Genomic DNA, 25,887 nt, shown 5'->3' on the forward strand with positions numbered 1-25,887 from the left:
CCATCAATCCGCAGAAGCCGCCCCGAGGTTTGAACTCGGTCATTCGGAGTGATTGGTTACCCGAGCACGCTCTAGGCGATCCCGCCCCTGTTCCACCCACGCCCGCGATCGCCGAACATCGCATAGCCTGTGTCGGTCACCGCCACGGTATCCTCGAGCTTGATGAAGCCGCGCGTCGGGTGAAGCATGGTGGTCTCGACCGAAAGCACCATGTTCTTTTCCAGCGGCTTGGCCGCATAGGTGCCTTCATAGGTGACCGGATGGTTGGTCATCAAAAACGGCGCTTCATGCGTGATCAGCCCCATGCCGTGAGCGAAGAAATCCGTGAAGGCCGCGACCTTCGAGGCTTTCAGCACGCTCTCGGCATGCGCAATCATGTCGCCGCCGAGCGTGCCGGCTTTGACCTTGGAGAACGCGGCCTGCTGAACCGACTCGACTTCGGACAGCAGATCCTCGAGCTCGGCATCCGGCTCGCCAAGAATACCCATGCGGCAGAGGTCGCCGATATAGCCGTGATAGTTGCCGCCGGAATCGATCGACAGCACCTCGCCCTGCTTCCACGCCTGGCTCGACGCAGCACGGTTGTGGCTGGCACCCAGTGTCAGCAGACAATATTCGAAATGCGCGCCGCGATTGGTCTCCTCGCGCCGTAACTGCTCGATGATGTCGGTCTTGGTCGTGCCCTCGCGCGCCCAGGCGATCGTCGCCAGCATCGAATCGGTGATTAGTTCCGAGGCGGTGCGCAGCTTCTCCAGTTCGGCCTCGGTCTTGATGGCGCGCATGCGCTCCAACATGCCGGTGGCATCGATCAGCTTCGCGTCCGGCAGTGCCTTGCGGATCAGCGAGTAAGCGTCCGACGGCAGGAAAGCAGGCTCGATGCCGATGCGGGCAGCACCCTTGCCGATCTTCTGCAGATGCTCGACGGCAAGGTTGGCGGCGTCGAGCGTGCCCCAGCAGGCCGCATGCAATGTCGGTGTCCAGAACGGATGGTTCTCGTGCTCGCCGCCTTCCATCTTGTTGCCGATATAGGCCGCATGCTCCCGCCCGCCTTTTTCATAGAGGACGATCGGCAGGTAGCGGCTATGGCCGATGGCGTCCATCGCCGCGAAAAAGATGAACTTGTAGCCGCCGAGCAGATATTGCGTGTTGTGCTTGGAGGTGGCGAAAAGCACATCGATGCCGGCCTCCTCCATCAGCCGGTCCACCCGGGCCTGGTCGAACGGGATGCCGCTGGCCTCGGTTTTGCCTGGAGCGATGTTCATCATTCCCTCCCTGATTTCCTCGGCCGCTCAAGCAGTCAAACATCCTGAAACTGCCGTTTGCGGCCAAATCTGCACCATCTTGACCGTTCTGGTCCAGCCAGCGTTGACAGCATCCGGCTGATCCCGCCCTCTCCTACTTGGCTTGAGGCCGCGTACGGCTTAGTCTGGTCCTACCAGATAGTCGCGACCGCAGACCGAATATAACTGGTCCAGCGGACGAAAATTTCAGAGCCAAGCCAGCATGGGCCAAATCCGTCTCTGGCGAAACCTTTGCCAAGGGCCATAATCCCGCTGATTTTGAGGTTGCCCGCGCCGGTCGCGGGTGAAGAGGGGAGCTTGAGGATGTCCGGATTGCCGATTTCACGCCGCGGCCTGCTGGCCGGCTCGGCACTGCTTCTGGCCTCGACCGCGTTGCCGGCCATCGGCGGGGCGCAGACGCCGAAGAAGGGTGGCAGGTTGATCGTGGCCGCCGACTCCGAGCCGCGCAACCTCAATCCGGCTATTGTCGCGTCCAACGGCGTCTTCTTCATCTCCAGCAAGGTGGTCGAGACGCTGGCCGAGGCCTCCTTCGACGGCAAGGACGGGCTTCAGCCGCGCCTTGCGCTTTCCTGGGAAGGCGCGGCCGACGGCCGGTCGGTGACCTTCAAGTTGCGCGACGGCGTCAAATGGCATGACGGCAAGCCCTTCACCTCCGCCGACGTCGCCTTCTCCGCGCTGCAGGTCTGGAAGCCTCTGCAGAATCTCGGCCGCACGGTGTTCAAGGACCTTGAAGCCGTCGACACGCCCGACAAGCTGACGGCCGTGTTCAAATTCGCCAAGCCGACGCCGTTCCAGCTGATCCGCAACGCGCTGCCGGCATTGAGCAGCGTCGTGCCGAAGCACGTCTATGAGGTGGGCAAGATCGAGGACAACCCGGCCAACAACGCTCCTGTCGGCACCGGCCCGTTCAAATTCGCCGAATACAAGGCCGGCCAGTACTATCGGCTTGCGCGGAACGATGCCTATTGGGACAAGGACGAGCCCTATCTCGACGAGATCGTCTACCAGGTGCTGCCCGACCGAACCTCTGCGGCTGCGGCGCTCGAGGCGGAAGAAATCCAGCTCGCCGCCTTCTCCGCCGTGCCGCTCGCCGACCTCGACCGCATCTCAAAGGTGCCGGGCCTGAAGGTCATCACCAAGGGCTATGAGGGGCTGACCTACCAGCTCGTCGTCGAGATCAACCATCGCCGCAAGGAACTGGCGGACCTGAAAGTGCGGCAGGCGATCGCGCATGCCATCGACAAGGATTTCGTCGTCAAGACAATTTTCCTCGGCTACGCCGCGACCGCAACCGGTCCGGTGCCGAAGAACGATCCGCAATTCTACACTGCCGACGTCCCGATCTACCCCTTCGACGTCGCCAAGGCCAACGAGCTGCTCGACGAGGCCGGCTACAAACGGGCCGACGACGGCAAGCGCTTTGCACTGAAGCTGCTGCCGGCGCCGTACTTCAATGAGACCAAGCAGTTCGGCGATTACCTGCGCCAGGCGCTGGCCGTAATCGGCATCGACGCCCAAATCGTCAACAACGACTCGGCCGCCCATATGAAGGCGGTCTATACCGACCACGCCTTCGACCTCGCCGTCGGCCCGCCGGTGTTCCGCGGCGACCCGGCGATCTCGACCACCATCCTGGTGCAGAGCGGCATCCCCGACGGCGTGCCCTTCTCCAACCAGGGCGGCTACAAGAACGCCGACCTGGATGCGCTGATCGCCAAAGCGTCAGAGACGCTCGACACATCCGCCCGCACCGAGCTCTACAAGGAATTCCAGAAAATGGTGGCGGCCGACCTGCCGCTGATCAACGTCGCCGAGTGGAGCTTCATTTCCGTCGCCCGCGACACTGTCGGCAACATCGCCAACAACCCGCGCTGGGCGGTATCGAACTGGGCTGACACCTTTTTGGCGGGTTGATCCGCACTTGCGGATTGCCTGCCTGGGTGCTGAGCTTTGAGAATGAGAGTTCCGTCGCGCCCCCCTCTGTCCTGCCGGACGCGGCATCCAAGGGTTGGCCCTGATATGGCGTCGCCATGACCCGAGCCCTCACCCTCCTGCGCCGCCGTCTCGTCGGCAGCGTCTTCGTGCTGCTGATCGTCGTCATCGGCAGCTTCCTGCTGCTCGAAGCTGCCCCCGGCGACGCGGTCGACGCCTATATCGTCTCGACCGGCGGCGATGCCGGCATGATCGAATTGCTGCGCCACCGCTGGGGCCTCGACCAGTCGGAACTGACCCGGCTCGCCAACTATCTCTGGGCGCTCTTGCACCTCGACCTTGGCCAGTCCGTCACCTTCTCGCGGCCGATCCGCGACGTCATCCTCGAACGCCTGCCGACCACACTCATCCTGATGGGCAGCGCCACCGCGCTCTCCTTCGGCCTCGGCTCGGCGCTCGGCATCTATGCCGGTGCGCGTCCCGGCAGTTTTCGCGACCGCTTCCTGTCGATCGGCTCGCTGGCGCTCTACGCCGTGCCGGGGTTCTGGCTCGGCCTTGTGCTGATCGTCGTCTTTGCCGTCGACCTGCGCTGGCTGCCGATCGGCGGCATCGAGACCATCGCATCGGCCAAGACCGGGGTGGCGCGGGCCGGCGACATCGCCACCCATCTTGTGCTGCCGGTCTCGGCGCTCGGCTTCATCTATCTCGCGCTCTATCTGCGCATGATGCGCGCCGGCATGGCGGAAGCCTGGCGGCAGGATTTCGTGCTTGCCGCCCGTGCCAGGGGCTTGCCGCGCCGGCGCATCGTGCTTGCGCATGTCGCCCGCAACGCGCTGCTGCCGCTGGTCACCATGCTCGGCTTGCAATCGGCGCAGATGCTGGGCGGCAGCGTTGTCATCGAAAGCGTCTTTGCCGTCCCCGGCCTCGGCCGGCTGGCGCAGGAAGCCGTCGCCGGACGCGACACGCCGCTGCTGCTCGGCATCATTTTGGTGAGCGCCGTGCTCGTTATCGTCATCAACCTCCTGGTCGATCTCGCCTACGCCTTCCTCGATCCGCGCGTCGGTGCCGGCGAGGCGGTCGCATGAAGAGGCTGCATCGCTTTTTCCAGACGCCGGAAGCGATCGCCGGCGCACTCATCCTCGCCTTGCTCGTCGCGATCGCGCTGGCAGCGCCGCTGCTCTTTCCGGGCGACCCGCAAGCGATCGCCGGCCCGGCCTTGCTGCCGCCGTTGCAAAATTGGTCGCTGCCGCTCGGCACCGACCGGCTCGGCCGCGACGTGCTGGCCGAACTTTTCCACGGCGCGCGCACCTCGCTGGCGGTTGGACTAGCGGCGGCCGCAGCTGCGCTTCTGGTCGGCGCGGTGGTGGGCACGCTGGCCGGTTTCGCCGGCGGCTTGATCGACGAGGTGCTGATGCGCATCACCGACGCCTTCCAGACCGTGCCTAGTTTTTTGCTGGCGCTGGCCTTCGTCAGCATCGTCGGCCCCTCGCTTGGAGTGGTGATCGCGGCCATCGCGCTCGGCGCCTGGACCGGACCGGCGCGGGTGGCGCGCGCGGAAGTGCTGTCGATCCGCGAGCGCGACTATGTCGCCGGCGCTCGCGTCATCGGCATGCATCCGCTCGAGATTGCCTTTCGCGAGGTGCTCCCCAATGCCCTGCCGCCGGTGCTGGCGCTCTCCTCGGTGATCGTCGCGGCCGCCATCCTCACCGAAGCAGCGCTTTCCTTCCTCGGCCTCGGTGATCCCAACCGCGTCACCTGGGGCGGCATGATCGCCGAAGGCCGCACTGTCTTGCGCACCGCGCCTTTCCTGTCGATCGTTCCCGGTATCGCGCTGGTGCTGACCGTTCTCGGCGTTTACCTCGCCGGCGAGGGCGTGGTGGAAAGCACTGCGGTACGCAGGAGCCTCTCGTGACTGCGCTGCTTTCGATCCGCGATCTGACGGTGCGGTATCGGCGTGACGGCGTCGAGGTAACGGCGCTGAAGGGCATCAGCCTTGATGTGGAAGCCGGGGAACGCCTTGCGATCATCGGTGAGAGCGGCTCGGGCAAGAGCACGCTGGCGCTGGCGGTTGCGGGATTGTTGGCGGAAGCGGCCGAGGTTGGAGGTTCGATCGAGTGGCAGAAACCTCGATCGTCTCATTCCCTCACACCCCCCTCCGTCCTGTCGTCCGGCGGGATAGAGGGGGGTGCGCAGGATCGCCAGCCGCCGCATTTTCAGCCCTTAGGTGGCCGCGACATCGGCTTCGTCTTCCAGGACCCCTCCTCCAGCCTCGACCCGGTGATGCCGGTCGGCAAGCAAATCGCCGAGGTCGCACGCACGCATCTCAACCTCACCTGGCGCGAGGCCTATGCCAAAGCCAAAACCCTGCTCGAGCGCGTCCGCCTGCCCGACTCCGAAGCCGTCTTGCGCGCCTATCCGCACCAGCTGTCCGGCGGCCAGAAGCAGCGCGTTGCAATCGCCGCGGCCATCGCCGCCGCCCCGAAACTGCTGATTGCCGACGAGGCGACCAGCGCGCTCGACACCATCGTCCAAGCCGACATCGTTTCCCTGATCCGCGGGTTGGTCAACGAGGACGGCATGACGCTCGCCTTCATCAGCCACGACATCGCGCTCGCCGCCACCCTCGCCGAACGCATCGCGGTGCTGCGCCATGGCGAGTTGGTCGAATTGGGCGACACGGACCAGATCCTCAACGCGCCGCGCCATGCCTATACGCGCACGCTGCTCGATGCCCATCTCGGCCTCGACGCCAAGCCGCTTCTTGACCGGCAAGGCGCCTCGGCATGACCGTGCTCGCCGTCTCCAATCTCTCCAAGCGCTATCGCCACGGCGGCAAACCTTTTGCGGCGGTCGACGATGTCTCGTTTGAGATCGGCCCGGCCGAAACGCTGGCCGTCGCCGGCCCGTCCGGCAGCGGCAAGTCGACGATTGCGCGGCTGGTACTGCGCCTGCTAGAGCCCGACGCCGGGCGCATCCAATTTGAGGGCGCGGACTTGCTTATCTTGTCGGGCGCCGCGTTGCGCGCCCGCCGTGCCCGCCTCCAGATGGTCTTCCAGGATCCGCTCGCCGCCTTTAACCCGCGCTCCACCGTGGCGCGTGCGCTGGACGACCCATTGCGCATCCACGGCATCGCCTCGCGCTCGGAGCGCCCGCGCCGCATCGCAGCTCTCTTGGAGCGTGTCGGCCTCGATGCCGGCCTTGCCGCGCGCGCGATCCACGAGATTTCCGGCGGCCAGCGCCAGCGGGTAGCGATCGCCCGCGCCATCGCCGCCCGACCGTCGCTGATCGTCCTCGACGAGGCGGTCTCGGCGCTCGACGTTTCGGTGCGCGGACAGATCCTGGACTTGCTGCTCGACCTGCAAAGACAGGAACAGATCGCCTATCTCTTCATTTCGCATGATCTCGGCGTAATCCGCGCCGTCGCGCATCGCATCGTTCTCCTCGATGCCGGCCGGGTCGCCGAGAGCGGCGACGCCCGCACCGTCATCGCCAGCCCGCAATCGGCGGTCGGCAAGGCGCTGGTGGCGGCAACCCCGAGGCTGAATAGGATCAAAACACCATGACCGACTCCGACGCAGCCATTGCCGAAATACTGTCGCGCGAGCTCGACTCCGCCTTTCGCAACAGGGGCGATCTCTATCGCCTCTTCCTCGATGAGCTGACCGCCGAACTTGGCGCCGAGAAGGCCGAAGCTTTAATGATCCGCACTATCGAAAAGCGCGGCCAGGAAGTCGCAGCGGCCGCTTTCGCCGGTTTCGGCCCCAGTGATGCGCTGGCGATCGGTGAGGCGTTTCTTTGCGTCAGCCCGGATGGCGGGCGCATGTATCCGACCGACGTCGAGCGCGGGCCGGACCGCATCGCTTTCAAGGTGAAGCGCTGCCCGCTGAAGGATGCGTGGGTCGAGGCCGGCGTCAGCGACGAAAAGCTTGCCACGCTCTGCCGCATCGCCGGCGCCTTCGACCGCGGACTGTTCGAAGCAACCGGCGTGCGCTTCGCCAACGTGACCTGGACGCCGGGCCACGGCTCCGGCTGCTGCCACATCGCGCTGACCAACCGCGACATCTAGCGAGCCGACGATTTGACTTTCGGCCGAAGACGTGCAGTTCCGCGCCGGATTCGTCGCCGGCACCGACGGGAAAGTCGGCGCTCAACGCCTGAGGCGATCGCGCATCGCATACCACAGCATGCCGAGCACATAGAGCGGCCCGCGCAGCGCCGTGCCGCCGGGGAACGGCAGCGGCGTCAGCGTCGAGAACAGGTCGAGCCGCGAGGCGTCGCCGGTGATCGCTTCCGCGAGCAGCTTGCCCGACAGCGTCGACAGGATGACGCCCTTGCCGGAATAGCCATGCGCGAAATAGACCTCGCCATAATGCCCGACATGCGGCAGGCGCGACGTCGTCACAGACACGAGCCCGCCCCAGGCATGGTCGATCCGGCACCCCCTAAGCTGTGGGAAGGTCTTTTCCATATGGGGCCGCACGAAGCCGCCAATGTCGGCGGGCGGCGAGGGCGTATAGCGCTCGCCGCCGCCGAACAGCAGGCGGCCATCCGCGGACATGCGGTAGTAATTGACCACGAAAAGCGTGTCCGAAACCGCGGCGTTGGACGGGATGACGTTGCGCGCGCCCAACGGCTCGGTGGCGACGATGTAGTTGCCGATCGGCATGATGCGGCTGTTGACGCGCGGCTCGAGCCCGTTGAGCAGCGCATCGCCGGCCAGCACCACATGCCTGGCACGGACCGAGCCCTTGTCGGTGAACACCCGGATAAAGGGTTCGCGCTCCACCCGGACGGCGACCGAGTTCTCGTGGATGGTGACGCCAGCGGCAGAAGCGGCCCCAGCGAGCCCCAGGGTGTAGTTCAGCGGATGCATGTGTCCGCCGAGCGTCTCGAAGGATGCACCGAGATAAGGCGTATCGACCATGCGCCGCGCCTCCGCCGCCGACAGGATCTCGACATGCGGGAAGTCCATCACCTTGGCGAGGCACTCGGCCTCTTCCTCGAATTCGCGCATGTCGGAGCCGTTGACCGCGCCGACCAGATGGCCGGTCAGCCGCAAGTCGCATTCGATGCCGTGGCGCTCGATAATGTCGAGCACCAAGCCTCGCGCCTCGAAGGCGAGTTCGAACAGCGCCTTCGCCCGCTCCGGCCCGAACGCTCTGACCAGCTCCTTGGCGCCCTTGCGCAGACCGGGGATTATCTGGCCGCCATTGCGCCCAGAGGCACCCCAGCCGATCTTGCCGCCTTCGAGCAGCACCACTTTAAGGCCGCGTTCGGCCGCATGGAGCGCCGCCGAAAGCCCGGTGCAGCCGCCACCGACGACCACCAGGTCGGCTTCTGCATCGCCGGTAAGCGCCGGATGGTCCGGCGCCGGATTGGCAGTCGCCACATAATAGGATTTGCCGATATCAAGACCGGAATTGAAACCCGTCGAAGCCATGGTCACACCTTGAGCAGCAGATGGTCGCGTTCCCACGACGTCACCACGGTCTGGAACAGGTCGAGCTCTACGCTTTTCACGCGCAGATAGGTTTGGAAGAAATCCTCCCCGAGCAGCACCCGCACCGGCTCGCAGGCGGCGAAACGGTCGAGCGCTTCCTCCATGGTCTTGGGCAGCGTGCTCTGGCTGCGATAGGCGTTGCCGAAGGCCTCCGGCGAGCGGGCCAGCTTCTCCTCGACGCCGAGATATCCGGCGATGAGCGAGCCGGCCATGGCGAGGTAGGGATTGGCGTCGGCGCCGGGCAGCCGGTTCTCCACCCGCCGCGCGGCGCGCCCGCCCATTGGCACCCGCAAGCCGCAGGAGCGGTTATCATGCGACCATTCAATATTGGCCGGCGCGCTGTGGCCCGGCCGGATGCGGCGATACGAGTTCACGTTCGGTGCAAACAGCGGCATGATTTCAGGCACGTGTTTCTGCAGGCCCCCGATGAAGTGCGCGAACATTTCTGTGTCCTCGCCGTCTTTGCCGGCAAACAGGGGCTCGCCGCGCTCGTCGACGATGGACATGTGAAGATGCATCGAGCTGCCGGCCTGCGTCGCGATCGGCTTCGCCATGAAGGTGGCGTGCATACCGCTCGCCTGCGCCGCCTGCCTGGCCATGCGCTTGAACAACAGCACCTTGTCGGCCAGCGCCAGCGGGTCGCCATGGAGGAAGTTGATCTCGAGCTGCGCCGTGCCGGATTCGTGGATCAGCGTGTCGAGGGGCAGGCCGGCGGCCGCGGCGTGGTCATAAAGGTGACGCGTCACCGCTTCGAACTCCTCCAGCGCCTGCATGTCGTAGGGATGCTGCACGCTTTCGGGCCGTCCGTTGCGCCCGACTGGCGCGGTCAGCGGCCGATCCGGATCGGGATTTGGCGCCGTGAGGTAGAATTCGAGCTCCGGCGCCATCACGGCGTGCCAGCCGCGCCGGCGGTAAAGATCGAGCACGGCCCTCAGCACATGGCGCGGCGAAGCCATCCACGGCCGGCCGTCCATGTGAAACGTATCGGCAAAGACATAGGCCTTGCCGGCTCCGCCGCCCGGCGCAACGCTGAGCGTCGACAGGTCGGGCACCATGCGCATGTCGGGGTCCTGATAGGCGAACCCTTCATCGATGGAGCCGGAATAGCGGCCGTCGATCGCGACCAGGAAAGCGCTGCTGGGCAGGTAGAGCGCACGGTCCTCGAGCGACTTCAGGAACTTGGCCGCCGGCAAGGCCTTGCCGCGCAGCACACCGTTGACATCGGGCACCAGGCACTCGACCTCGCCTATTCCATGCGTGGTCAGCCAGCTTTGCGGATCGGCGCTGGGAAATGAGCAATTCAGTTTGTCAGGCATCGGTCATGTCCGTACGAAGGAGAAATCGCTTCGGCGGGCACGTCCGTTTCGGTTTGAGCGCTGAGTAAGCTACGTGATCTGAACGACGGACGCCCGCCTGATGGCCGGCCAACAGGCCGGATCGAGCACTCCGCATACCCCCTCGGTCCAGCCGTCCCGAACGACATGCGAACCGACCTTGGTCTCCTCCGCGCGTTGCAGATTCTCGTGCCGGCAACAGCGCATGACTAGTGATGCCCCGCTGAAAGACGATTTCTTGCGGCCGAAATTGAAAACAGCCGAGAGCCGGAGCGGCTTTTTTCCATTTGCACGGCAAACCTCTTCAAGGAACCTGGCCTATGGTTTGACCGATCGTTGCTTCCGGCGCAAGCCCACCCGCTGGGACCACTCCGCGCGTTGCACGGCCAAAGGAACTCGCTGCCGGTTTTGATGTTCCCACTGAGCACGCCACCGGCGCACAGCGCGGCCGACGGAATTCAGCACGATCAGGAGCGATGGGATGGAAAGCACGATCGAAACGGGGGCATGTTTTTGCGGGGCGATCGCGGCCGAGATGCAGGGCGATCCGTTCTGGATCTGCTTCGACCATGATGACGACTGCCGCCGGGCGATCGGAAGCCCGCTGACCATCTGGATCGGTTACCGGCCGGACCAGTTTCGCTTGACCCGCGGCCAGCCCAGGGAATTCTCGAAAACCCGGGGCATCGTCCGCAGCTTCTGCGAGAAATGCGGCACCTCGATCGCCTATCGCGACGAGGGACTGAACGACGAGCTTTATGTCACCATCGGCTTCTTCGACCATCCGGAGCGGTTTCGGCCACAAGCCCACGCCTATTGGCGGCTGCGTCTGCCCTGCCTGGAATTTTCCGACGATCTGCCGCGTATCGACACCTACTCGCGACGCCGCGATCCGGCATTTGGAAATCCCGTCGACCGGTAGATCGCTCGCCAAGCGCGCCTCAGCCGATGCTTTCGCCGCCGTCGACGACCAGCGCCTGGCCGGTCATGAAGGACGAGCGGTCGGAGACCAGGAACAGGATTGCTTCGGCGATCTCCTCCGCGCTCGCCCAGCGCCCCATCGGGATCTTGGTCCGGACATAGTTTTCGATCGCGTTGCGTCCGCCCATCTGGGTGATGAACGGCTCGTTGAACGGCGTGTCGACCCAGCCCGGACAGAGCGCGTTGATGCGCACATTGTGCTTAGCGTAGTCGAGCGACATCTGCCTGGTCATCGCCACCACCGCATGCTTGGACGTAGCATAGGCGATCATCTCGCGATCGTAGAAGACGCCGGAATTGGACGCAGTGTTGAGGATGACGCCGCCGCCCTGCGCGATCATCGCCGGCATGACGGTCTTCGCCGCGAGGAACTGCGCCCGCACATTGATCCGCCACGACGCGTCCATGCCGTCGGTGCTGACTTCCGTCAGCGTGCCGCCGACCTGGATGCCGGCATGGCTGTGCAGGATATCGATCCGGCCGTGCTTGCCGAGCGTTCCCGCTATGAGGTCCTCGACCGCCGTGTCGTTGGCGACATCGGTCGCGACCGCTTCGGCGCGGCCGCGGGCTGCGCGGATAGCGGCCGCCGTGGCCTCGCCTGCCGCCGGATCCCGGTCGGCGATCACCACGACAGCCCCTTCCCGCGCCATGATCATGGCGCCGGCGCGCCCGATGCCCGACCCGGCGCCCGTCACCACGGCGATGCGATCTTTCAAAATCATGGATCTGTCTTTCACGGCGATGGTTTTCGTCGGCCGAGCTGCCATTGCGCGAGCAGGACGAGCAGCACCGAGGCGGCGAGCACGATCGTCGCGATGGCGTTGATCTCCGGCGTCACCCCGCGTCGGATCGAGGCAAAGACATAGATCGGCAAGGTCGTCTGCGCGCCGGCGACGAAGAAGGCGATGATGAAGTCGTCGAAGGAGAAGGTGAAGGCGAGCAGGAAGCCGGCAATCACAGCCGGCATGATCTGCGGAAGCACGATCGAGCGGAACGTCGTCAGCGGTGTTGCATAGAGATCGCTCGAGGCCTCGACCAGGTTGCGGTCGAGGCTGCTGAGCCGCGTGCCGACGATCATCGTCACCAGCGCCATCGAGAACAGGCCGTGCGCGGCGATGATCGAGCCGTAGCCGAGCGCCAGGCGCGGCGGCTGGTCGGTCGGCCAAACCGAAGCGAGGAACGGGTTAACGACGGCGAAGAGCTGCACCAGGGCCACCAGCGTCGAGATGCCGATGACGACGCCCGGCACAACGATCGCGGCACCCAGCAACGCGTCGAACACGCCCCTTGTCCGCGCGCCGACACGCTGCAGCCCGAGCGCCGCGGCCGTGCCGCAGAAGGCCGCGAGCAGCGCGCTGGTGGTGGCGATGAACAGGCTGTTCTTCAGCGCCTCGACAAGGAACGGGTTTGACAGCGCCTTGCCGTACCATTGCTCGGAGAAGCCGGTGAACTCGCTGGCGTGGTGGCCCGCATTGAACGAGAACAGCACGACCAGCGCGATCGGCAGATAGAGGAAAGCAAAGACGGCAACGACGAAGGCGCGCATCAGATCAGGTCCACGCGGCGGGCGCCCGAAAGCCGAGTCGAGAGGCGGCTGGCGATGATCAGCACCACGACCGAGACCAGCACCAGCGTGATGGCAATCGCCGATCCGAACGGCCAGTTGCGTGACTGCAAGAAGAGGTCGACCAAGGCGTTGCCGATGAAGAACACCTTGCCGCCGCCAAGCAGCGTCGGGATCAGATACTCGCCGAGCAGCAGGATCATCACCAGCGAGAAGCCGGTCATCACGCCCGGCAGCGACAGCCGGAGCGTAACGCCGAGGAAGGTCGATAGCGGCGTAGCACCCAGATCGGCGGACGCCTCGAGCAGCCGCCGGTCGAGCCGTTCGAGGCTGACATAAATCGGCAGGATCATCAGCGGAAGATAGCCATAGACGATGCCGAGCAGCACGGCGCCAGGCGTGTTGATCAGCCTGAGATCCTCGATGCCTATATAGGCGAGCAGGGCGGGAATGCCGCGCCCGCCAAGGATGTACATCCAGGCATAGGTGCGCATCAGAAGGCTGGTCCAGAACGGGATGACGATCAGCGCGAGCAGGATCAGCCGCCAGCGCTGCGGCGCGCGCAGCGCCAGGTAATAGGCGACGGGATAGGCAACGAGGAGGCAGGCCAGCGCGCCGACCGGCGCCAGCACCATCGTGTTCCAGAAGGCGGTCGCCCGTGCCGGCAGGTTGGCATATTGAGCGAAGGTGAACGCTGCCTGGTAGCCGCCCTCGGGTGCCCGCTCACCGACGCTGAAGACGGCGATGGCGACGAACGGCAAGACCAGGAACACGACGAGCCACAGCGTCGCCGGAGCGAGTAGCAGGGCCGTCAGAAGATTTTTGCGAAGGAACCTGCCGCGCATTGAAAAAGCCGCTTCGGCGCCGGCGGACCTTGGCCCGCCGGCGGTAAGAACTTGACCGGAGTTGGTGCCCTGACTCACGCGGCCTTGAAGCGCGCCATCAGCTCGGCGCGGCCCGGATCGGTCAGCGTCGCGGCGGCGCCGAACTCGAGCGGCTTCAGAAGCTTGGCGGCCGGATAGAGGATCGGGTTCTCGAGCACCTCCTTCGGCAGCAGCGCGTTGACCCGCGCGTCGGTCGAGGGCGCGCCATTGGCCAGATGCTCCTTGACGGCGACCTTCGGGTTCATCAGGTAGTTGAGGAGCGCATAGCCGGCCGGCTTGTTCGGCGCGTCCTTCGGGATGGCGTAGAAGTCGGTCCAGATCTCGCCGCCCTCCTTGCCGAGCACATAGGCGATTTCTGAAATATCACGATGAAGCTGCGCGCCGTCATTGGTCCAGCACATCGTCATCCAGGCGTCGCCCGAGCGCATCGACGGCTGATAGTCGCTCGACACCGCGAAGAGATGCGGCTTGACCTTGAGCAGCAGTTCCTCGGCCTTGGCGAGCTCGTCCTGCTTCAGCGAGTTGAACGAGTAGCCGTGATATTTCAGCGCATTGCCGATCGTGGTCAGCTGGTAGTCGTGCACCATGGTGCGGCCATCGCCTTCCGCCATGGCAGTATCCCAGAATTCCTTCCAGCTCGACATCGGCTTGGCGAGCTTCTTCGTGTTGACGGCAAAGCCGGTCGTGCCCCAGTTCTTCGGCACGGCGTAGATCGTGCCGTCGATCGTGCCTTCCGCGGTGAAGCGGGCATCTTCCTTGCTGCCGTCGAAATTGCCGAGCTTGGCCATGTCCAGCGGCTCGATGATGCCGAGCTTCTTATAGGTCGAGATGGTGTAGTTGGTCGGCACGAACAGGCTCCAGCCCGAGCCGCCGGCCTGCAGCTTGGCCAGCATCTCTTCGTTCGAACCGAAGACGTTGACCTCGACGGCCACGCCCGTCTCGGCCTTGAAGTTCTCGAAGGTCTGCGGGTCGTGATAGTTCGGCCAGGTGGCGATCGACATGCGGTCGCCGAGGTTCTCGGCAGCGAAGGCCGGTGTCGGCATGATGCCGAGCTCGCGCGCCATCACCGCGGTCGCGACACCGAGGCCGGTGAGGCCAAGGAAGTCGCGCCGGCTGATCGAGCCGCGCTTCAGGCGCATCAATTGGTCGACGAATTTTTCGGGGCTTATCGGCAGTCCGTCACGATAGGATTTTGACATGTTGGTCTTCCCTCTGGTTGGTCCCGTTGTTCTTAGGTTGCGGAAACGCCAGCGGCGCTCCGGCGGCGAAGCCGATGGCGACGGGTTCGCCCGGCTTGAAAAGGTTGCCCCGGCCAGTCACGTGATCGGCCTTGGTAAGCAATGATCCAATGCCCTGCACTTCGATCGCGTATTCCGCGGTCGAGCCAAGAAAGATGCGGTTACGGACAATGCCCTTGAGGCCGCCGCCTCCGGGCGCCGAGAGGCTGAGCGATTCCGGCCGAAGGCTGACGGATACGGCCTCGCCCCGGCTGAGCGGTACCCGCTTGCGCGCCGAAATCACCGTGCCGTCGGCGAGCGCCACGTCGACGAGGTCGCCGGAGAGCCCGGCCACCTTGCCGCTGAGCAGATTCGTCTTGCCGACGAAATCGGCGACGAACAGATCGGCCGGCTCGTCATAGATCTCGCTCGGCTGGCCGATTTGCACCACGCGGCCGCCATTCATGACGCACACGAAGTCGCTCATCGACAGCGCCTCCTCCTGGTCGTGGGTGACCAGAACGAAGGTGATGCCGATTTCGCGCTGCAGGTTCTGCAGCTCGATCTGCATGTCTGTGCGCAGCTTCTTGTCGAGCGCCGCCAGCGGCTCGTCGAGCAGCAGCACCGCAGGCTTGTTGACCAGCGCCCGGGCGAGCGCGACGCGCTGCTGCTGGCCGCCGGAAAGCTCGTGAATCTTGCGGCGTCCGTAGCCCGCAAGCTGCACCAAGGCCAACGCCTCGCCTGCCTTCAGGCTGATCTCGCGCGATGACAGACGCGGCCTTGCCTGGCGCAGTCCGTAGGAGATGTTCTCCTCGACATCGAGATGCGGAAACAGCGCGTACTGCTGGAACACCATGTTGACCGGACGCCGATAAGGCGGCGTTCCGGCCATGTCGCGGCCGCGGATCAGCACCTGCCCGTCGCTCGGCTGCTCGAAGCCGCCGATCATACGCAGGCATGTCGTCTTGCCGCAGCCGGATGGTCCGAGCAGGGCGACGAAGGCCGCGGGCGGGATGGCAAGGTCGATGCCGCTGACCGCCGTGACGGCGCCGTAGCGCTTGGTGACCGCGCGAAACTCGATATCGGGCACTGCAGTCAAGCCACGGGCTCCAGCGACAGCGTGAGGCAATCTTTGCAAAGCTAGCAGAGCCAATGGCGCCTAGTATATACCTCGCGGGTGGTATATTTAATTGATTTTAGCATTTCGAGGGGTATGAATTGAGCGCCTCCCGCAGCGACGACTACAACGCGCTCGGCGCCGTGATTGCCGCGGCGCGCGAGACCGGCGATCATTTCGGCAAGGCGATCGTCGGCTGGCTGCGCGGGCATGTCCGCTTCGATCACTGCGTCGTCTTCGGCTATCGGGGTGCTGCGCGGCCGCCGCTTCTGTTCGAGACCTTCTCGCCGGCCGAAAGCCACATCTTCGTCGCGCTCTATCAGGAAGGGCCCTATCTGCTCGACCCCTTCCATCACGCCGCGGTCGAGCGCAGGGAAGGCTTCTGGCGCATGCGCGAGTTGGCGCCGGACCGCTTCTATGCCAGCGAGTACTACCGCTCGTACTACAGCCAGACCCGGCTCGCCGAGGAGGTCGGCTTCTTCGTTCCGCTGGCCGGCAAGGATGCGCTGGTGCTGTCGCTGATGCGGCTGCGCGCCTCGGGGCCGTTCGGAACAGCCGACGCTAGGCTGTTGCGCGACATGGCTCCCGCGGTGGTCGGCTTCTGCCGACAGCGCTGGCCAGCCTTGCCTGCCGAAGAGACCACGGTTGCGCCGCCGGGCGAAGCTGCGGCGGTGACCAATGAGCTGGATCGCGCCCACATCTGGAAGAGCCTGTCGCTGACCTCGCGCGAGAAACAGGTCGTCGACCTAGTGCTCCAGGGTCACTCGACGGAATCGATCGCCAGGGCGCTCAGGATCGTCCCAGGGACCGTGAAGGTCCATCGCCGCAACATCTATCGCAAGCTCAAGATCAGGTCGCAGGCCGGCCTCTTCGCGCGCTTCGTCGAGATCATCGACGCGCGCATCGGATAGCGCGTCTCCAGCCAAATGGAACCGCTCCACGGCACGCATGCCGAGGGCGCCGTTCGGGCCAGTCAGGAGGCCGCCCCTGCCTCACTTGCGGCGCCGCGCGTTAACCGTCTATCGTGCGGATCGAGGGCCGCCGGCCAAGTCTCCGGTTGCGGACAGAGCGGCTAAACAGATTTCAGGGACGGACGAAGTAGCGCATAGCCAATGGCCGACAAAACACAATTCGGACTGACTGCCCTCGACACAGTACCGCTGCATGAGAAAGTCTATCTGGAACTGGTGCGGGCGCTGATGTCGGGTCAGCTCCAGCCCGGCCAGAAGCTGACCTCGCGGAAGCTCGCCAAGGAGCTCGGCACCAGCGACATGCCGGTGCGCAGCGCCTTCATGCGGCTGCAGGCGCTCAGGGCGCTGAGCCCGATGCCGAACGGAAGCGTCGAGGTGCCGATGATTTCGGCCGACCGTTTCCAGCAGCTCACCGACGTGCGCATGGTCCTGGAAGGCACGGCCACTGAGCTCGCCACCGGCCTCATCAATGGCAACAATCTGCGCGCCATCCGCCGGCATTGCACAGAGCTCACCCAGGCCGCCCGCAGCGGCGACATCGACGATTACCTGCGCAAGAATCACGACTTCAAATTCTCGATCTACCGCCACTGCGGCAACGAGCAGATGATCTTCCTGATCGAGACCGTGTGGATGCAGGTGGGCCCCTTCCTCCGCAACCTGCGCATCGGCTTCGAGGACGACCTCGCCGGCATTCTCGGCATCGACTATCATGAAGAGGTCGTGGCGGCGATCGAGGTCCAGGACGGCGAACGAGCCCGCGCGGCCATCGTGCGCGACATCGACGAGGGCGCGACGCACATTCTCAAACAGATCAAGTTTCCTGAATTGCGGCACTAGTGCCTCAGCGTAGATCGAGGGATTGCCCTCGGCCATCACGATACCGGCAGCCAGATCACCGTTGACCGCGCAAATGCCCCCTTGGCTTTCCCCTAGCGGCCAGCTATGTTGCGATCGCAGATCGCAGCTATGGACCCAAAATGCCGCCCGATATCCCAGCTAGTGAATTGAAAAAATGAAGGAACATCGCCTGGAACCATCCGTGGCGACCTTCATAAACTCACAAGCTGTAGAATGGATATCGTAGCCGGAACGGCTGCAGCACCTCCGAAAGAACAGGGCCTGGAAATTGGGCGATGCAATTGCGGACGTTTTGAACTGGCTTGAAAGCAGAAGCGACATCCAGAGCCTGCGGGCCGCGGTGTGCGACCTGAACGGCATCATGCGCGGCAAGCGCATCCCGGTCGAGCAGGCGCGCAAGGCGCTCGAAGGCAAGCTGCGCATGCCTTATTCGCTGATCGGGCTCGACATCTGGGGAGAGGACATCGAAGGCAACGCCCAGGTTTTCTCGACCGGTGACGCCGACGGGCTTTGCCATTGGACCGGACGCGGCATCCTGCCCGTCAACTGGACGGCGCATCCGACGGCGCTTTTGCCCCTGTGGCTCGCCGACGAGGCCGGCGCACCCTATCTCGGCGATCCGCGCCGCGCGCTCGCCCGCATCCTCGACCGCTACGCAGCGCTTGGTCTGACGCCGGTTACCGCGACCGAGCTTGAATTCTATCTCGTCGATCCGACATCGCAGCGTCCGGTCGGTCCTGTCTCGCCGGTCACCGGCCGGCGTCTCGATTCCGATGCGGCGCTTTCGATCGACGAAATCGACGATTTCGAAGGCTTCATCCACGACATCTACGAAGCCTGCCGCATGCAGGGCATTCCGGTCGATACGGCGATCGCCGAGAACGGCGTCGGCCAGTTCGAGATCAACCTCAACCACGTTCCGGATGCCTTGCGCGCCGCGGACGACGCCGTGCTTTTCAAGCGCACGGTCAAGGGCATCGCGCGCAAGCACGGCTTTGCCGCCTGCTTCATGGCCAAGCCCTATGGCGAGCGCGCCGGCAACGGTTTCCATGTTCATTTCAGCGTGCTCGACAAGGACGGCCGCAACATCTTCGACGACGGCAGCGACCAGGGCTCCGACACCATGCGCCACGCCGTCGGCGGCCTGCTCGCGGCCATGGCCGAAAGCACGCTGGTGTTCGCGCCGCATTTCAACTCCTACCGCCGCTTGCGCCCGCGCTCCTATGCGCCGACGGCTGTCGCCTGGGGCTACGAAAACCGCATGGTGGCGATCCGCATTCCAGGCGGCCCGTCTGCCGCGCGCCGCATCGAGCATCGCGTTTCCGGCGCCGACGCCAATCCCTATCTGGTGCTGGCGGCGATCCTGGGTGCCGCGCTGATGGGCATCGAGCGGCAGCTGTCGCCTGGCGAGCCGACCGGCGGCGAGGGACAGGGCCTCACGCTTGCCAAGCTGCCGCCTGACTGGGCCTCGGCGATCGCCGCCTTCGAGACCGGCAAGCGCGTCGCCGAAATCTTCCCGGCCGTGCTGCGCGACGCTTTCATCGCCTGCAAACGCCAGGAGTTGAACACCTTCGCGCTCAATGTCAGCGACTTCGAGATCGAGACCTATCTCGAAAGCGTCTAACCCCGCGCGGGGCTATTCTCCCGACCGGGCCCGCTGGCGCTCTTGCACGATGACGGCCAGGATCAGCAGCGCGCCCTTGGCGAGCAGCTGGTAGAAGGTCGGCACGGAGGTCAGGATCATGCCGTTGTTGAGGACGCCGATGATCAGCACCCCTAACATGGCGCCGATGATCGTGCCCTTGCCGCCCTGCAGCGCGCAGCCGCCGAGGATCGCGGCGGTGATAGCCTCTAGCTCCAGCCCCTGGCTGCCGGAGGCGGGCTGTCCGGACATGGTGCGGCTGGCCAGCACCAGTCCCGCCACCGCCGCCGCGAAGCCGCTCATCGCATAGATCGAGATCTGGTAGCGGCGGATCGGGATGCCGGCGAGCCGCGCCACCGTCGGATTGCCGCCGAGCGCGTAGATGTTGCGGCCGACGACCGTCTCACGGGTGAAGACGATGAAAGCCGCCATCGCCGCGATCAGCAGCCAGATGGCGAAGGGCAGCCCGAACAGCGTGCCGATGCCCAGCGCGCGTAGGCTGTCGCCGGTGATCGGTATGGAATTGCCGTTGTTCATCAGATAGGCGAGGCCGCGGAAGGCCGACATCGTGCCAAGCGTCGCGATCACCGCATTGACCGGCCCGTAGACGATGATCAGCCCGTTGACTGCGCCTGCCAGCAATCCGGCGAGCAGGCCGGCGAGGATGCCGGCGGGGATCGAGCCGGTTTCCTGGGCGGCGACGGCCAGCACCATCGTGCTCAGGCCGACGATCGACCCGACCGAGATGTCGAGCCCGCCCGATACTATGACGACGGTCTGCGCCATTGCCAGGATGCCGAGAATGGTGACCGCGAGGCCTATGTTGATCAGGTTGCGCGGCGTGAAGAAGACGTCCGGCCTCAACACGCCAAAGATCGCCAGCAGCACGACCAGAGCGATCAGCAGGCTGATGTTTTGCGCGCCGATGCGGCCAAACAGGCTGGCCGGCGCGCGCTCGCGTCCGGCGGTCGCGGTATCGGTCACGACACCCTCCTTTCGATTGCTTTCTTGTCCGAGCGCATGGCCAGTGCCAGCACCGCCTCCTCGCTCGCCTCTTGCCACGGCAGCTCGCCGCTGATGCGGCCGCTCTGCATGACCAGGACGCGGTCGGCAAGGCCGAGCAGCTCTGGCATCTCCGAGGAGATGAGCAGGATGGCGAGGCCCTGGTCGGCCAGGCTTTCGATGAGCCTGTAGATCTCCGCCTTGGCGCCGACATCGATGCCGCGCGTCGGCTCGTCGAGGATCAGGACCGCCGGCCCCCGTGCCTGCCAGCGCGCGAAGACGACCTTCTGCTGGTTGCCGCCGGACAATTTCCCGACGGCCTGCTCGATCGACGGCGTCTTGACCCGGAGCTCGGCGACATGGCGGGCGACCAGCGCGCGCTCGCGCCTGCGGCTGAAGAAGCCGTAGCGCGACACCTTGTCGGGTACCACGAGGCTGACATTGTCGCGCACCGCCTGCATCAAAAGCAGGGCCTCCTGCTTGCGGTCCTCCGGCACCAGCCCGATTCCGGCGGCAACCGCATCCGCCGGCTCGCGCGGCCTGTAAGGCCGGCCGCCGACGGCCATCCGCCCGGAGAGCAGTGGATCGAGGCCGACGACGGCGCGCGCGACTTCCGTCCGTCCCGCGCCGACCAATCCGCCCAGGCCGACGATCTCGCCTGCCCTGACCTCGAAGCTGATCCCGTCGACGCGGCGTGTCGTGACGCCTTCGAGCGCCAGCCGGACCGGCCCGAGCGCACGCACTTTTCGGTTGAACAGGTCGCTTACCGGCCTGCCGACCATCAGCCGCACCATGCGCTGCTCGTCGAGCGCCGCGATTGGTTCGTCGGCGACGCGGCTGCCGTCGCGCATCACCACGCACCGATCGGCAAGCTCGATGATCTCGCGCAGCCGGTGCGAGATGTAGATCACCGCGACACCATCGGCCTTCAGGCGCCGGATGACGCGGAACAGCCGTTGCGCCTCGTCCTCCGTCAAAGACGAGGTCGGCTCGTCGAAGGCAAGCAGCCGCGCGCCCGGCCGCAGCGCGCGCATGATTTCGATCAGCTGCCTGAGCGCCGGGCTCAGGCCATGGCAGCGCTGCCCGGGCGAAAGCACGTCGACCACGCCAAAGGTGCGCAACAGGTCGAGACTGCGTCTTTCGAGATCAGCGCGGTCGAGAAAAATTGCGCCCCGCGCCTTGATGTCGCCGATGAAGATGTTTTCCGCCACCGTAAGCTCCGGGATGATCTCCGGCTCCTGGTGGATGACGCGGATGCCCGAGCCGTGTGCGGCGCGCGGCGAGCTGAGCTGCACCGGCTGCCCGTCGACCAGGACCCGGCCACTATCCGGCCGATGCTCGCCCTCCAGCACGCGCATCAGCGTCGACTTGCCGGCGCCGTTCTCGCCGATCAGCGCGGTGATCTCGCCGACGTTGAAAGCGACCGACACGTCGCGCAGCGCCTGCACGGCGCCGAAGCGCTTGCTGACGCCTTCGACGGCAACGACGGGCACGGTCATGGGCGGGAGACTCCCTTTGAAGCCGCCCGCCCAAAGGCCATCCGCCCCGAGCCCGAAAGGGAGCCTAGGACTTGCAACCGAGAGTGTCCTTGAACTTGGCGAAGTTCTCGCCGCTGATCAGCGTGGCGTCCTGGAAATAGTCCTTCTGCATCTCCTTGCCGGTAGCTTGGTCGTAGAGCGCCTGGATAGCGGCGGCGCCGTGCTTGGCGCTGTCCAGCCACATGGTGCCGCGGAAGCCCGTCGGCTTGCCGGAACCGAAGGCCTCGCAGGAGCGGGAACCGTCGATGCCGATGCCGATGACGTTCTCCGGCTTCATGCCGGCATTCTCCGTGGCGCGCACGCCGCCGAGCACGCCGTCGTCATTGCAGGAGTAGAAGATCCACTTCTCGGCGTCCGGATTGGCCGTCAGCGTCGTCGACACGACATCGATCGAGTTGACCATTGTGTTGTCGTAGGGAATCGAGACGATGCGCGACTTGATCTCCGGGATCGCCGCGACCAGCGCTTCCTCCGCGCCCTTGTTGCGGCGCATGCAGGTGTCGGCCTTCTGGTCCTCGATCGAGCCCACGCGCACCTTGGAGAGGTCCTTGTCCCAGCCTTCGGCCTTGACGATGCGGGCAATCTCGCCGCCGACCTGCTTGCCGATGTTGAGCGCGTTCATGCCGACATAGGCGACCGGCGTGCCGTCGGCGAAGGCGATGTCGTCGTCGACAGCAATCAGGCCGATCTTGGCGGCCTTTGCTTTGTCGGCGACGACCGGGCCGAGCGAGCGGTCCGGCACCACCACGGCGATGCCCTTGACGCCGTCGCCGACATAGGTGTCGAAGGTGGTGACGGCGAGGTTGGCGTCGAACTGAACGTCCTGGACAAGCAGGTCGACGCCGAGCTCGGCGGCCTTGTCCTTGGCACCCTTCACCTCGCGGACGAACCAGGGATGGTCGCCCATCTTGTTGATATAGCCGAACTTCATCTTGTCCTGCGCGCCGGCGCCATGGACCGTCAGCGCGACGGCTGCGGTCGCGGCCACAGCAAGCCACATCCTGATCATGCGTTTCATGGTTTCCTCCTCCATATCGATCCCGGCCGGCGGGAGTCTTTTTTGCTTGAAGACGTTTCCGGCGACCGGCCGCCGGTGCGAAACCTCATTCGTGGTAGAGAACCGAGCGCCCGCCATCGATGACGATGCAGGCCGCGTTGATGAACGGGGCCTCGTCGGAGCCGAGGAAGACGGCAGTCATCGCCACCTCCTCCGGCCGCCCGATGCGGCGCGGCGGGTGCAGGTCGTAGGTGCGCTGGCGCTCCGCCTGCGGATCAGGAAAGGTGTTCCAGTAGTCGACCGCGATCTGCGTCTCGATGTAGCCGGGTGCGATCGCGTTCACGCGAACACCTTCGGCCGCGTATTGAACGCCGAGCGATCGTACCAGGCCGAGCAGTCCGTGCTTGGCAACCGGATAGGGAAAGGTCGAGGGGATGATCGCGAAAGAATGGCACGAAGCGATCGCCACGATCGAACCCTGCGTCTGAGCCCGCATCGCCGGCAGCACGGCGCGCGCCGAATACCACACCCCGTCGAGATCGACGGCAAAGCAGCGCCGCCATTCCTCTTCCGTGGTTTCCAGCGGCTCGTGGAAAACGTTGATGCCGGCATTGGCGACCAGCACGTCGATGCGGCCGAAGGTGGCAAGCGCTTGCTCGGCCATCGCTTTGCAGGATGCGATATCGGCGACGTCGGTCTCCACGAACAGCGCCCGAGCGCCGGCTTCGACCAGCGACGCGGCAACGCTCTTTCCGCTGAGCGCATCCTTTTCGGCCACGACGATGGCCGCACCCTCGGCGGCCATCGCGCGCGCCGTCGCCTCGCCGATGCCGCGCCCGGCGCCGGTGACAATCACCACCTTGTCCTTCAGTCGCCCGGCCATGGTCACCAGTCCACGATGGTGCCGTCGGCAAGGACGGCATTGGTGGTGTGCATGACCTCCGGCCTGTAGGGATGCCGGTCGGCGACCGCTTCGTCGACCTCGACGCCGAGCCCGGGCGCATCCGGCACCTGCCAGCAGCCGTCGATCATGCGGATCGGCCCCTTCACCACCTCGAAATACCAGGGCACGGCACCGACCATCTCTTCCTGGATCAGGTGATTGGGCGTGGAGACCGCGAAATGCAGCGCCGCCGCGCCGGCGATCGGACCGAGCGGATTGTGCGGCGCCACACCGACCGAGACCGCCTCGGCCATGGCGGCGATTTTCTTCGCCTCGAGCAGGCCGCCGCAGTGGCAGATGTCCGGCTGCACGATGTCGACCGCCCTTGCCCGGAAAAGGTCGTCGAATTCGGGACGATCGATCAGCCGCTCGCCGGTGGCGATCGGCACGCGCGATTTGGCGACGAGCTGCGCCAGCGCGCCGGTCTCGCCCGGCGGCAGCGGCTCTTCGACGAACATCGGTCGGTAGGGCGCAAGCGCGTCGATATAGGCGAGCGCGGTGGAGGCCGAGGCGGGACGGCCGTGGAAATCGACCATGATCTCGACTTCGGGACCGACTGTCTTGCGCAGCGCCTCCATTAGGCGGCCGACCTTGTCGACCTCGACGAGCGGCGCATGATAGTGGCTGTAGGGGATGAAGACGGCCTTCAGCGCGCGATAGCCCGTGGCAACCACTTCGGAGGCGCGCCGCACCAACGGCTCGGTCTCCAACGTTTCGTAGACGGCGCGCATGTCGCCGAGGCCGAGATGCGTGTAGACCTTGACCCGGTCGCGCACCTTGCCGCCGAGCAAGCGCCAGACCGGCTGATTGAGCCATTTGCCAAAAATGTCCCAGAGCGCCAGCTCGATGCCGGAAACCGCCGACATGCCGATGACGCCGAGCCGCCAGAACGAGTGCTTTTTGAGGATGCGCACCGCCTGCTCGATGTCGCGCGGGTCGCGGCCGACCAGAAGCGGCGCGAGGTCATTGACGGCGCCGACGACGGCCTGGGTCTTCCATTCCAGCGTCGCCTCGCCCCAACCGTAGAGGCCCGGCTGGTCGGTCTCGACACGCACGAACACCCAGTTGCGCATATCCGCGTTCACGACGCGCGTGGTGATGGCCACGATCCTCAAGCGCAACACCTCCCATGACGCTAATTAGATCATATGAAATTGAAATATCATATGATAAAAAATGGCGTCAAGCCGGAAACGTCACCCTCTGGCGTGAAGATCGTCGGCGGCGATGTCAAGCAGCCTGTTCATGGCGCCGCGGGCGCCGGCGGTATCGCGGACGCGGATCGCCTCCAGCACCGCGACATGCGCCGACAGCGCGCGCGATTGCGCCTCCATCAACGGATTGGTGACCAGGAAAGTGGCGCGCAGGGCAGCTTCCAGCATGCCAACCAGCCCCTTGAGCACGACATTATGGCTGGCGGCGATGACGCCCTTGTGGAAGGCAAGGTCCGCCTGGCAGACCGCGTTGAGGTCGCCCGGGATATTGTCGCGCATGCCGACGACCGCGCGTTCGATTTCGGCGAGATCGGCGGCGCTGGCGCGCCTTGCCGCAAGCTCGGCCGCCGCCGGCTCAAAGATGCGGCGCGCCTCGAGCAGGCCGGAAACCAGCTCCTCGTCATCCTGGATGGAAGGGTGCCAGCCGAGCACCACCGGGTCGAGCAGGCGCCAGCTGTCGCGCGGCAGCACGCGCACTCCCGCCCGCCGCCTGGCCTCGACAAGACCTTTCGCCGACAGCACCTTGACCGCTTCCCGAACCGAGGTGCGGCTGACGCCCAGCATGGCGCAGAGCTCCTCCTCGCGCGGCAAGGCTGCACCGGGAGCATAGTCGCCGCCCAGGATGCGGCTGCCCAGCACGCTGACGACGGCGTTGTGCACGCTTGCGCCGCCCTGGTCGACCGAAGGCATCCACCCGGTTGCGTCCGAAGGAACGATATTTTCCACGCAATCCTCTCCCGATAGAGCAAGTTGCTGCCGGCAGTTGTATGAAAGCTTACGTCTTATGTAAATCACTCATTCATACGATCTGTCATGATCATAGGAGCGGGTCGGTGATGCTTTCGGTTCGGGAAATCCGGCCGCCACCGGCGTCAGCCCGCACCGACGG

The 25,887-nt window shown here is 65.3% G+C and carries 24 protein-coding genes; 10 read left to right on the forward strand and 14 right to left on the reverse strand.

Features of this window, described 5'->3' with window-relative positions:
* Positions 1-71: 71 nt before the first annotated feature.
* Entirely contained in the window at positions 72-1,262 is a 1,191-nt protein-coding gene (locus P9254_RS08695) for a M24 family metallopeptidase (RefSeq protein ID WP_278053213.1), read from the reverse strand.
* Positions 1,263-1,604: 342 nt separating this feature from the next.
* On the opposite strand from P9254_RS08695, the gene P9254_RS08700 reads away from it, so the two are divergent.
* From P9254_RS08700 to P9254_RS08725, 6 genes are all read left to right on the forward strand, one after another.
* Entirely contained in the window at positions 1,605-3,215 is a 1,611-nt protein-coding gene (locus P9254_RS08700) for an ABC transporter substrate-binding protein (protein ID WP_278053215.1), read from the forward strand.
* A 116-nt stretch (positions 3,216-3,331) separates the two neighbouring features.
* On the forward strand, positions 3,332-4,318 hold the full coding sequence (locus P9254_RS08705) for an ABC transporter permease (RefSeq protein WP_067319001.1): 987 nt from the start codon (positions 3,332-3,334) through the stop codon (positions 4,316-4,318).
* Positions 4,315-5,145, forward strand: coding sequence for an ABC transporter permease (locus P9254_RS08710; protein WP_095823543.1), 831 nt, complete (start codon positions 4,315-4,317; stop codon positions 5,143-5,145). The genes P9254_RS08705 and P9254_RS08710 overlap by 4 nt, the downstream gene beginning before the upstream one ends.
* A complete protein-coding gene (locus P9254_RS08715) occupies positions 5,142-6,020 on the forward strand; it encodes an ABC transporter ATP-binding protein (RefSeq protein ID WP_278053219.1) in 879 nt (292 codons plus the stop codon). The genes P9254_RS08710 and P9254_RS08715 overlap by 4 nt, the downstream gene beginning before the upstream one ends.
* Positions 6,017-6,796, forward strand: a complete 780-nt coding sequence (locus P9254_RS08720) for an ABC transporter ATP-binding protein (protein WP_278053221.1) — start codon at positions 6,017-6,019, stop codon at positions 6,794-6,796. Before P9254_RS08715 ends, P9254_RS08720 begins: the two co-directional genes overlap by 4 nt.
* Positions 6,793-7,299 (forward strand): L-2-amino-thiazoline-4-carboxylic acid hydrolase, encoded by a 507-nt coding sequence (locus tag P9254_RS08725; RefSeq protein WP_278053222.1) that lies wholly within the window; start codon positions 6,793-6,795, stop codon positions 7,297-7,299. Before P9254_RS08720 ends, P9254_RS08725 begins: the two co-directional genes overlap by 4 nt.
* Before the next feature lie 81 nt (positions 7,300-7,380).
* On the opposite strand, the gene P9254_RS08730 is transcribed toward P9254_RS08725, so the two are convergent.
* Both P9254_RS08730 and P9254_RS08735 read right to left on the reverse strand, forming a co-directional pair.
* Positions 7,381-8,673, reverse strand: a complete 1,293-nt coding sequence (locus P9254_RS08730) for an NAD(P)/FAD-dependent oxidoreductase (protein ID WP_278053223.1) — start codon at positions 8,671-8,673, stop codon at positions 7,381-7,383.
* Positions 8,674-8,675: 2 nt separating this feature from the next.
* Entirely contained in the window at positions 8,676-10,049 is a 1,374-nt protein-coding gene (locus P9254_RS08735) for a glutamine synthetase family protein (RefSeq protein WP_127403893.1), read from the reverse strand.
* Between the two features lie 499 nt (positions 10,050-10,548).
* On the opposite strand from P9254_RS08735, the gene P9254_RS08740 reads away from it, so the two are divergent.
* Entirely contained in the window at positions 10,549-10,989 is a 441-nt protein-coding gene (locus P9254_RS08740) for a GFA family protein (RefSeq protein WP_278053225.1), read from the forward strand.
* A gap of 19 nt (positions 10,990-11,008) precedes the next feature.
* Here the strand turns inward: P9254_RS08740 and P9254_RS08745 are convergent, their stop codons facing one another.
* From P9254_RS08745 to P9254_RS08765, 5 genes are all read right to left on the reverse strand, one after another.
* A complete protein-coding gene (locus tag P9254_RS08745) occupies positions 11,009-11,770 on the reverse strand; it encodes an SDR family NAD(P)-dependent oxidoreductase (protein WP_127325059.1) in 762 nt (253 codons plus the stop codon).
* A gap of 11 nt (positions 11,771-11,781) precedes the next feature.
* The gene (locus P9254_RS08750; RefSeq protein WP_066990030.1) at positions 11,782-12,594 is read right to left on the reverse strand and encodes an ABC transporter permease; all 813 of its coding nucleotides are present in this window, start codon (positions 12,592-12,594) and stop codon (positions 11,782-11,784) included.
* Positions 12,594-13,457 carry an ABC transporter permease gene (locus tag P9254_RS08755; protein WP_278053228.1) on the reverse strand — a complete coding sequence of 288 codons (864 nt, stop codon included), beginning with the start codon at positions 13,455-13,457 and terminating at the stop codon, positions 12,594-12,596. The genes P9254_RS08750 and P9254_RS08755 overlap by 1 nt, the downstream gene beginning before the upstream one ends.
* Positions 13,458-13,531: 74 nt before the next feature.
* On the reverse strand, positions 13,532-14,695 hold the full coding sequence (locus P9254_RS08760) for an ABC transporter substrate-binding protein (protein WP_278053231.1): 1,164 nt from the start codon (positions 14,693-14,695) through the stop codon (positions 13,532-13,534).
* Positions 14,676-15,812 carry an ABC transporter ATP-binding protein gene (locus P9254_RS08765; protein ID WP_278053232.1) on the reverse strand — a complete coding sequence of 379 codons (1,137 nt, stop codon included), beginning with the start codon at positions 15,810-15,812 and terminating at the stop codon, positions 14,676-14,678. Before P9254_RS08765 ends, P9254_RS08760 begins: the two co-directional genes overlap by 20 nt.
* 119 nt (positions 15,813-15,931) lie before the next feature.
* Here P9254_RS08765 and P9254_RS08770 point away from each other — a divergent pair, with 119 nt between their 5' ends.
* From P9254_RS08770 to P9254_RS08780, 3 genes are all read left to right on the forward strand, one after another.
* A complete protein-coding gene (locus P9254_RS08770; protein ID WP_095783587.1) occupies positions 15,932-16,741 on the forward strand; it encodes a helix-turn-helix transcriptional regulator in 810 nt (269 codons plus the stop codon).
* A 201-nt stretch (positions 16,742-16,942) separates the two neighbouring features.
* A complete protein-coding gene (locus P9254_RS08775; RefSeq protein ID WP_095823551.1) occupies positions 16,943-17,641 on the forward strand; it encodes a GntR family transcriptional regulator in 699 nt (232 codons plus the stop codon).
* Positions 17,642-17,930: 289 nt separating this feature from the next.
* The gene (locus P9254_RS08780) at positions 17,931-19,286 is read left to right on the forward strand and encodes a glutamine synthetase family protein (protein ID WP_067319031.1); all 1,356 of its coding nucleotides are present in this window, start codon (positions 17,931-17,933) and stop codon (positions 19,284-19,286) included.
* 12 nt (positions 19,287-19,298) lie between these two features.
* Here P9254_RS08780 and P9254_RS08785 read toward each other — a convergent pair whose 3' ends face one another.
* From P9254_RS08785 to P9254_RS08810, 6 genes are all read right to left on the reverse strand, one after another.
* Positions 19,299-20,288, reverse strand: coding sequence for an ABC transporter permease (locus P9254_RS08785; RefSeq protein WP_082953629.1), 990 nt, complete (start codon positions 20,286-20,288; stop codon positions 19,299-19,301).
* The gene (locus P9254_RS08790) at positions 20,285-21,805 is read right to left on the reverse strand and encodes a sugar ABC transporter ATP-binding protein (RefSeq protein ID WP_278053234.1); all 1,521 of its coding nucleotides are present in this window, start codon (positions 21,803-21,805) and stop codon (positions 20,285-20,287) included. The genes P9254_RS08785 and P9254_RS08790 overlap by 4 nt, the downstream gene beginning before the upstream one ends.
* A gap of 64 nt (positions 21,806-21,869) precedes the next feature.
* Entirely contained in the window at positions 21,870-22,862 is a 993-nt protein-coding gene (locus P9254_RS08795) for a substrate-binding domain-containing protein (RefSeq protein ID WP_245322276.1), read from the reverse strand.
* An 85-nt stretch (positions 22,863-22,947) separates the two neighbouring features.
* Positions 22,948-23,724: an SDR family oxidoreductase gene (locus tag P9254_RS08800; RefSeq protein ID WP_066990055.1), complete on the reverse strand. Its 777-nt coding sequence runs from the start codon at positions 23,722-23,724 to the stop codon at positions 22,948-22,950.
* Between the two features lie 2 nt (positions 23,725-23,726).
* Positions 23,727-24,890: a galactonate dehydratase gene (dgoD, locus tag P9254_RS08805; RefSeq protein WP_278053567.1), complete on the reverse strand. Its 1,164-nt coding sequence runs from the start codon at positions 24,888-24,890 to the stop codon at positions 23,727-23,729.
* Positions 24,891-24,980: 90 nt separating this feature from the next.
* The gene (locus P9254_RS08810; RefSeq protein ID WP_082953630.1) at positions 24,981-25,724 is read right to left on the reverse strand and encodes a FadR/GntR family transcriptional regulator; all 744 of its coding nucleotides are present in this window, start codon (positions 25,722-25,724) and stop codon (positions 24,981-24,983) included.
* Between the last annotated feature and the right edge of the window lie 163 nt (positions 25,725-25,887).

The sequence above is a fragment of the Mesorhizobium sp. WSM4983 genome (assembly GCF_029625765.1).
Classification (GTDB): Bacteria; Pseudomonadota; Alphaproteobacteria; order Rhizobiales; family Rhizobiaceae; genus Mesorhizobium.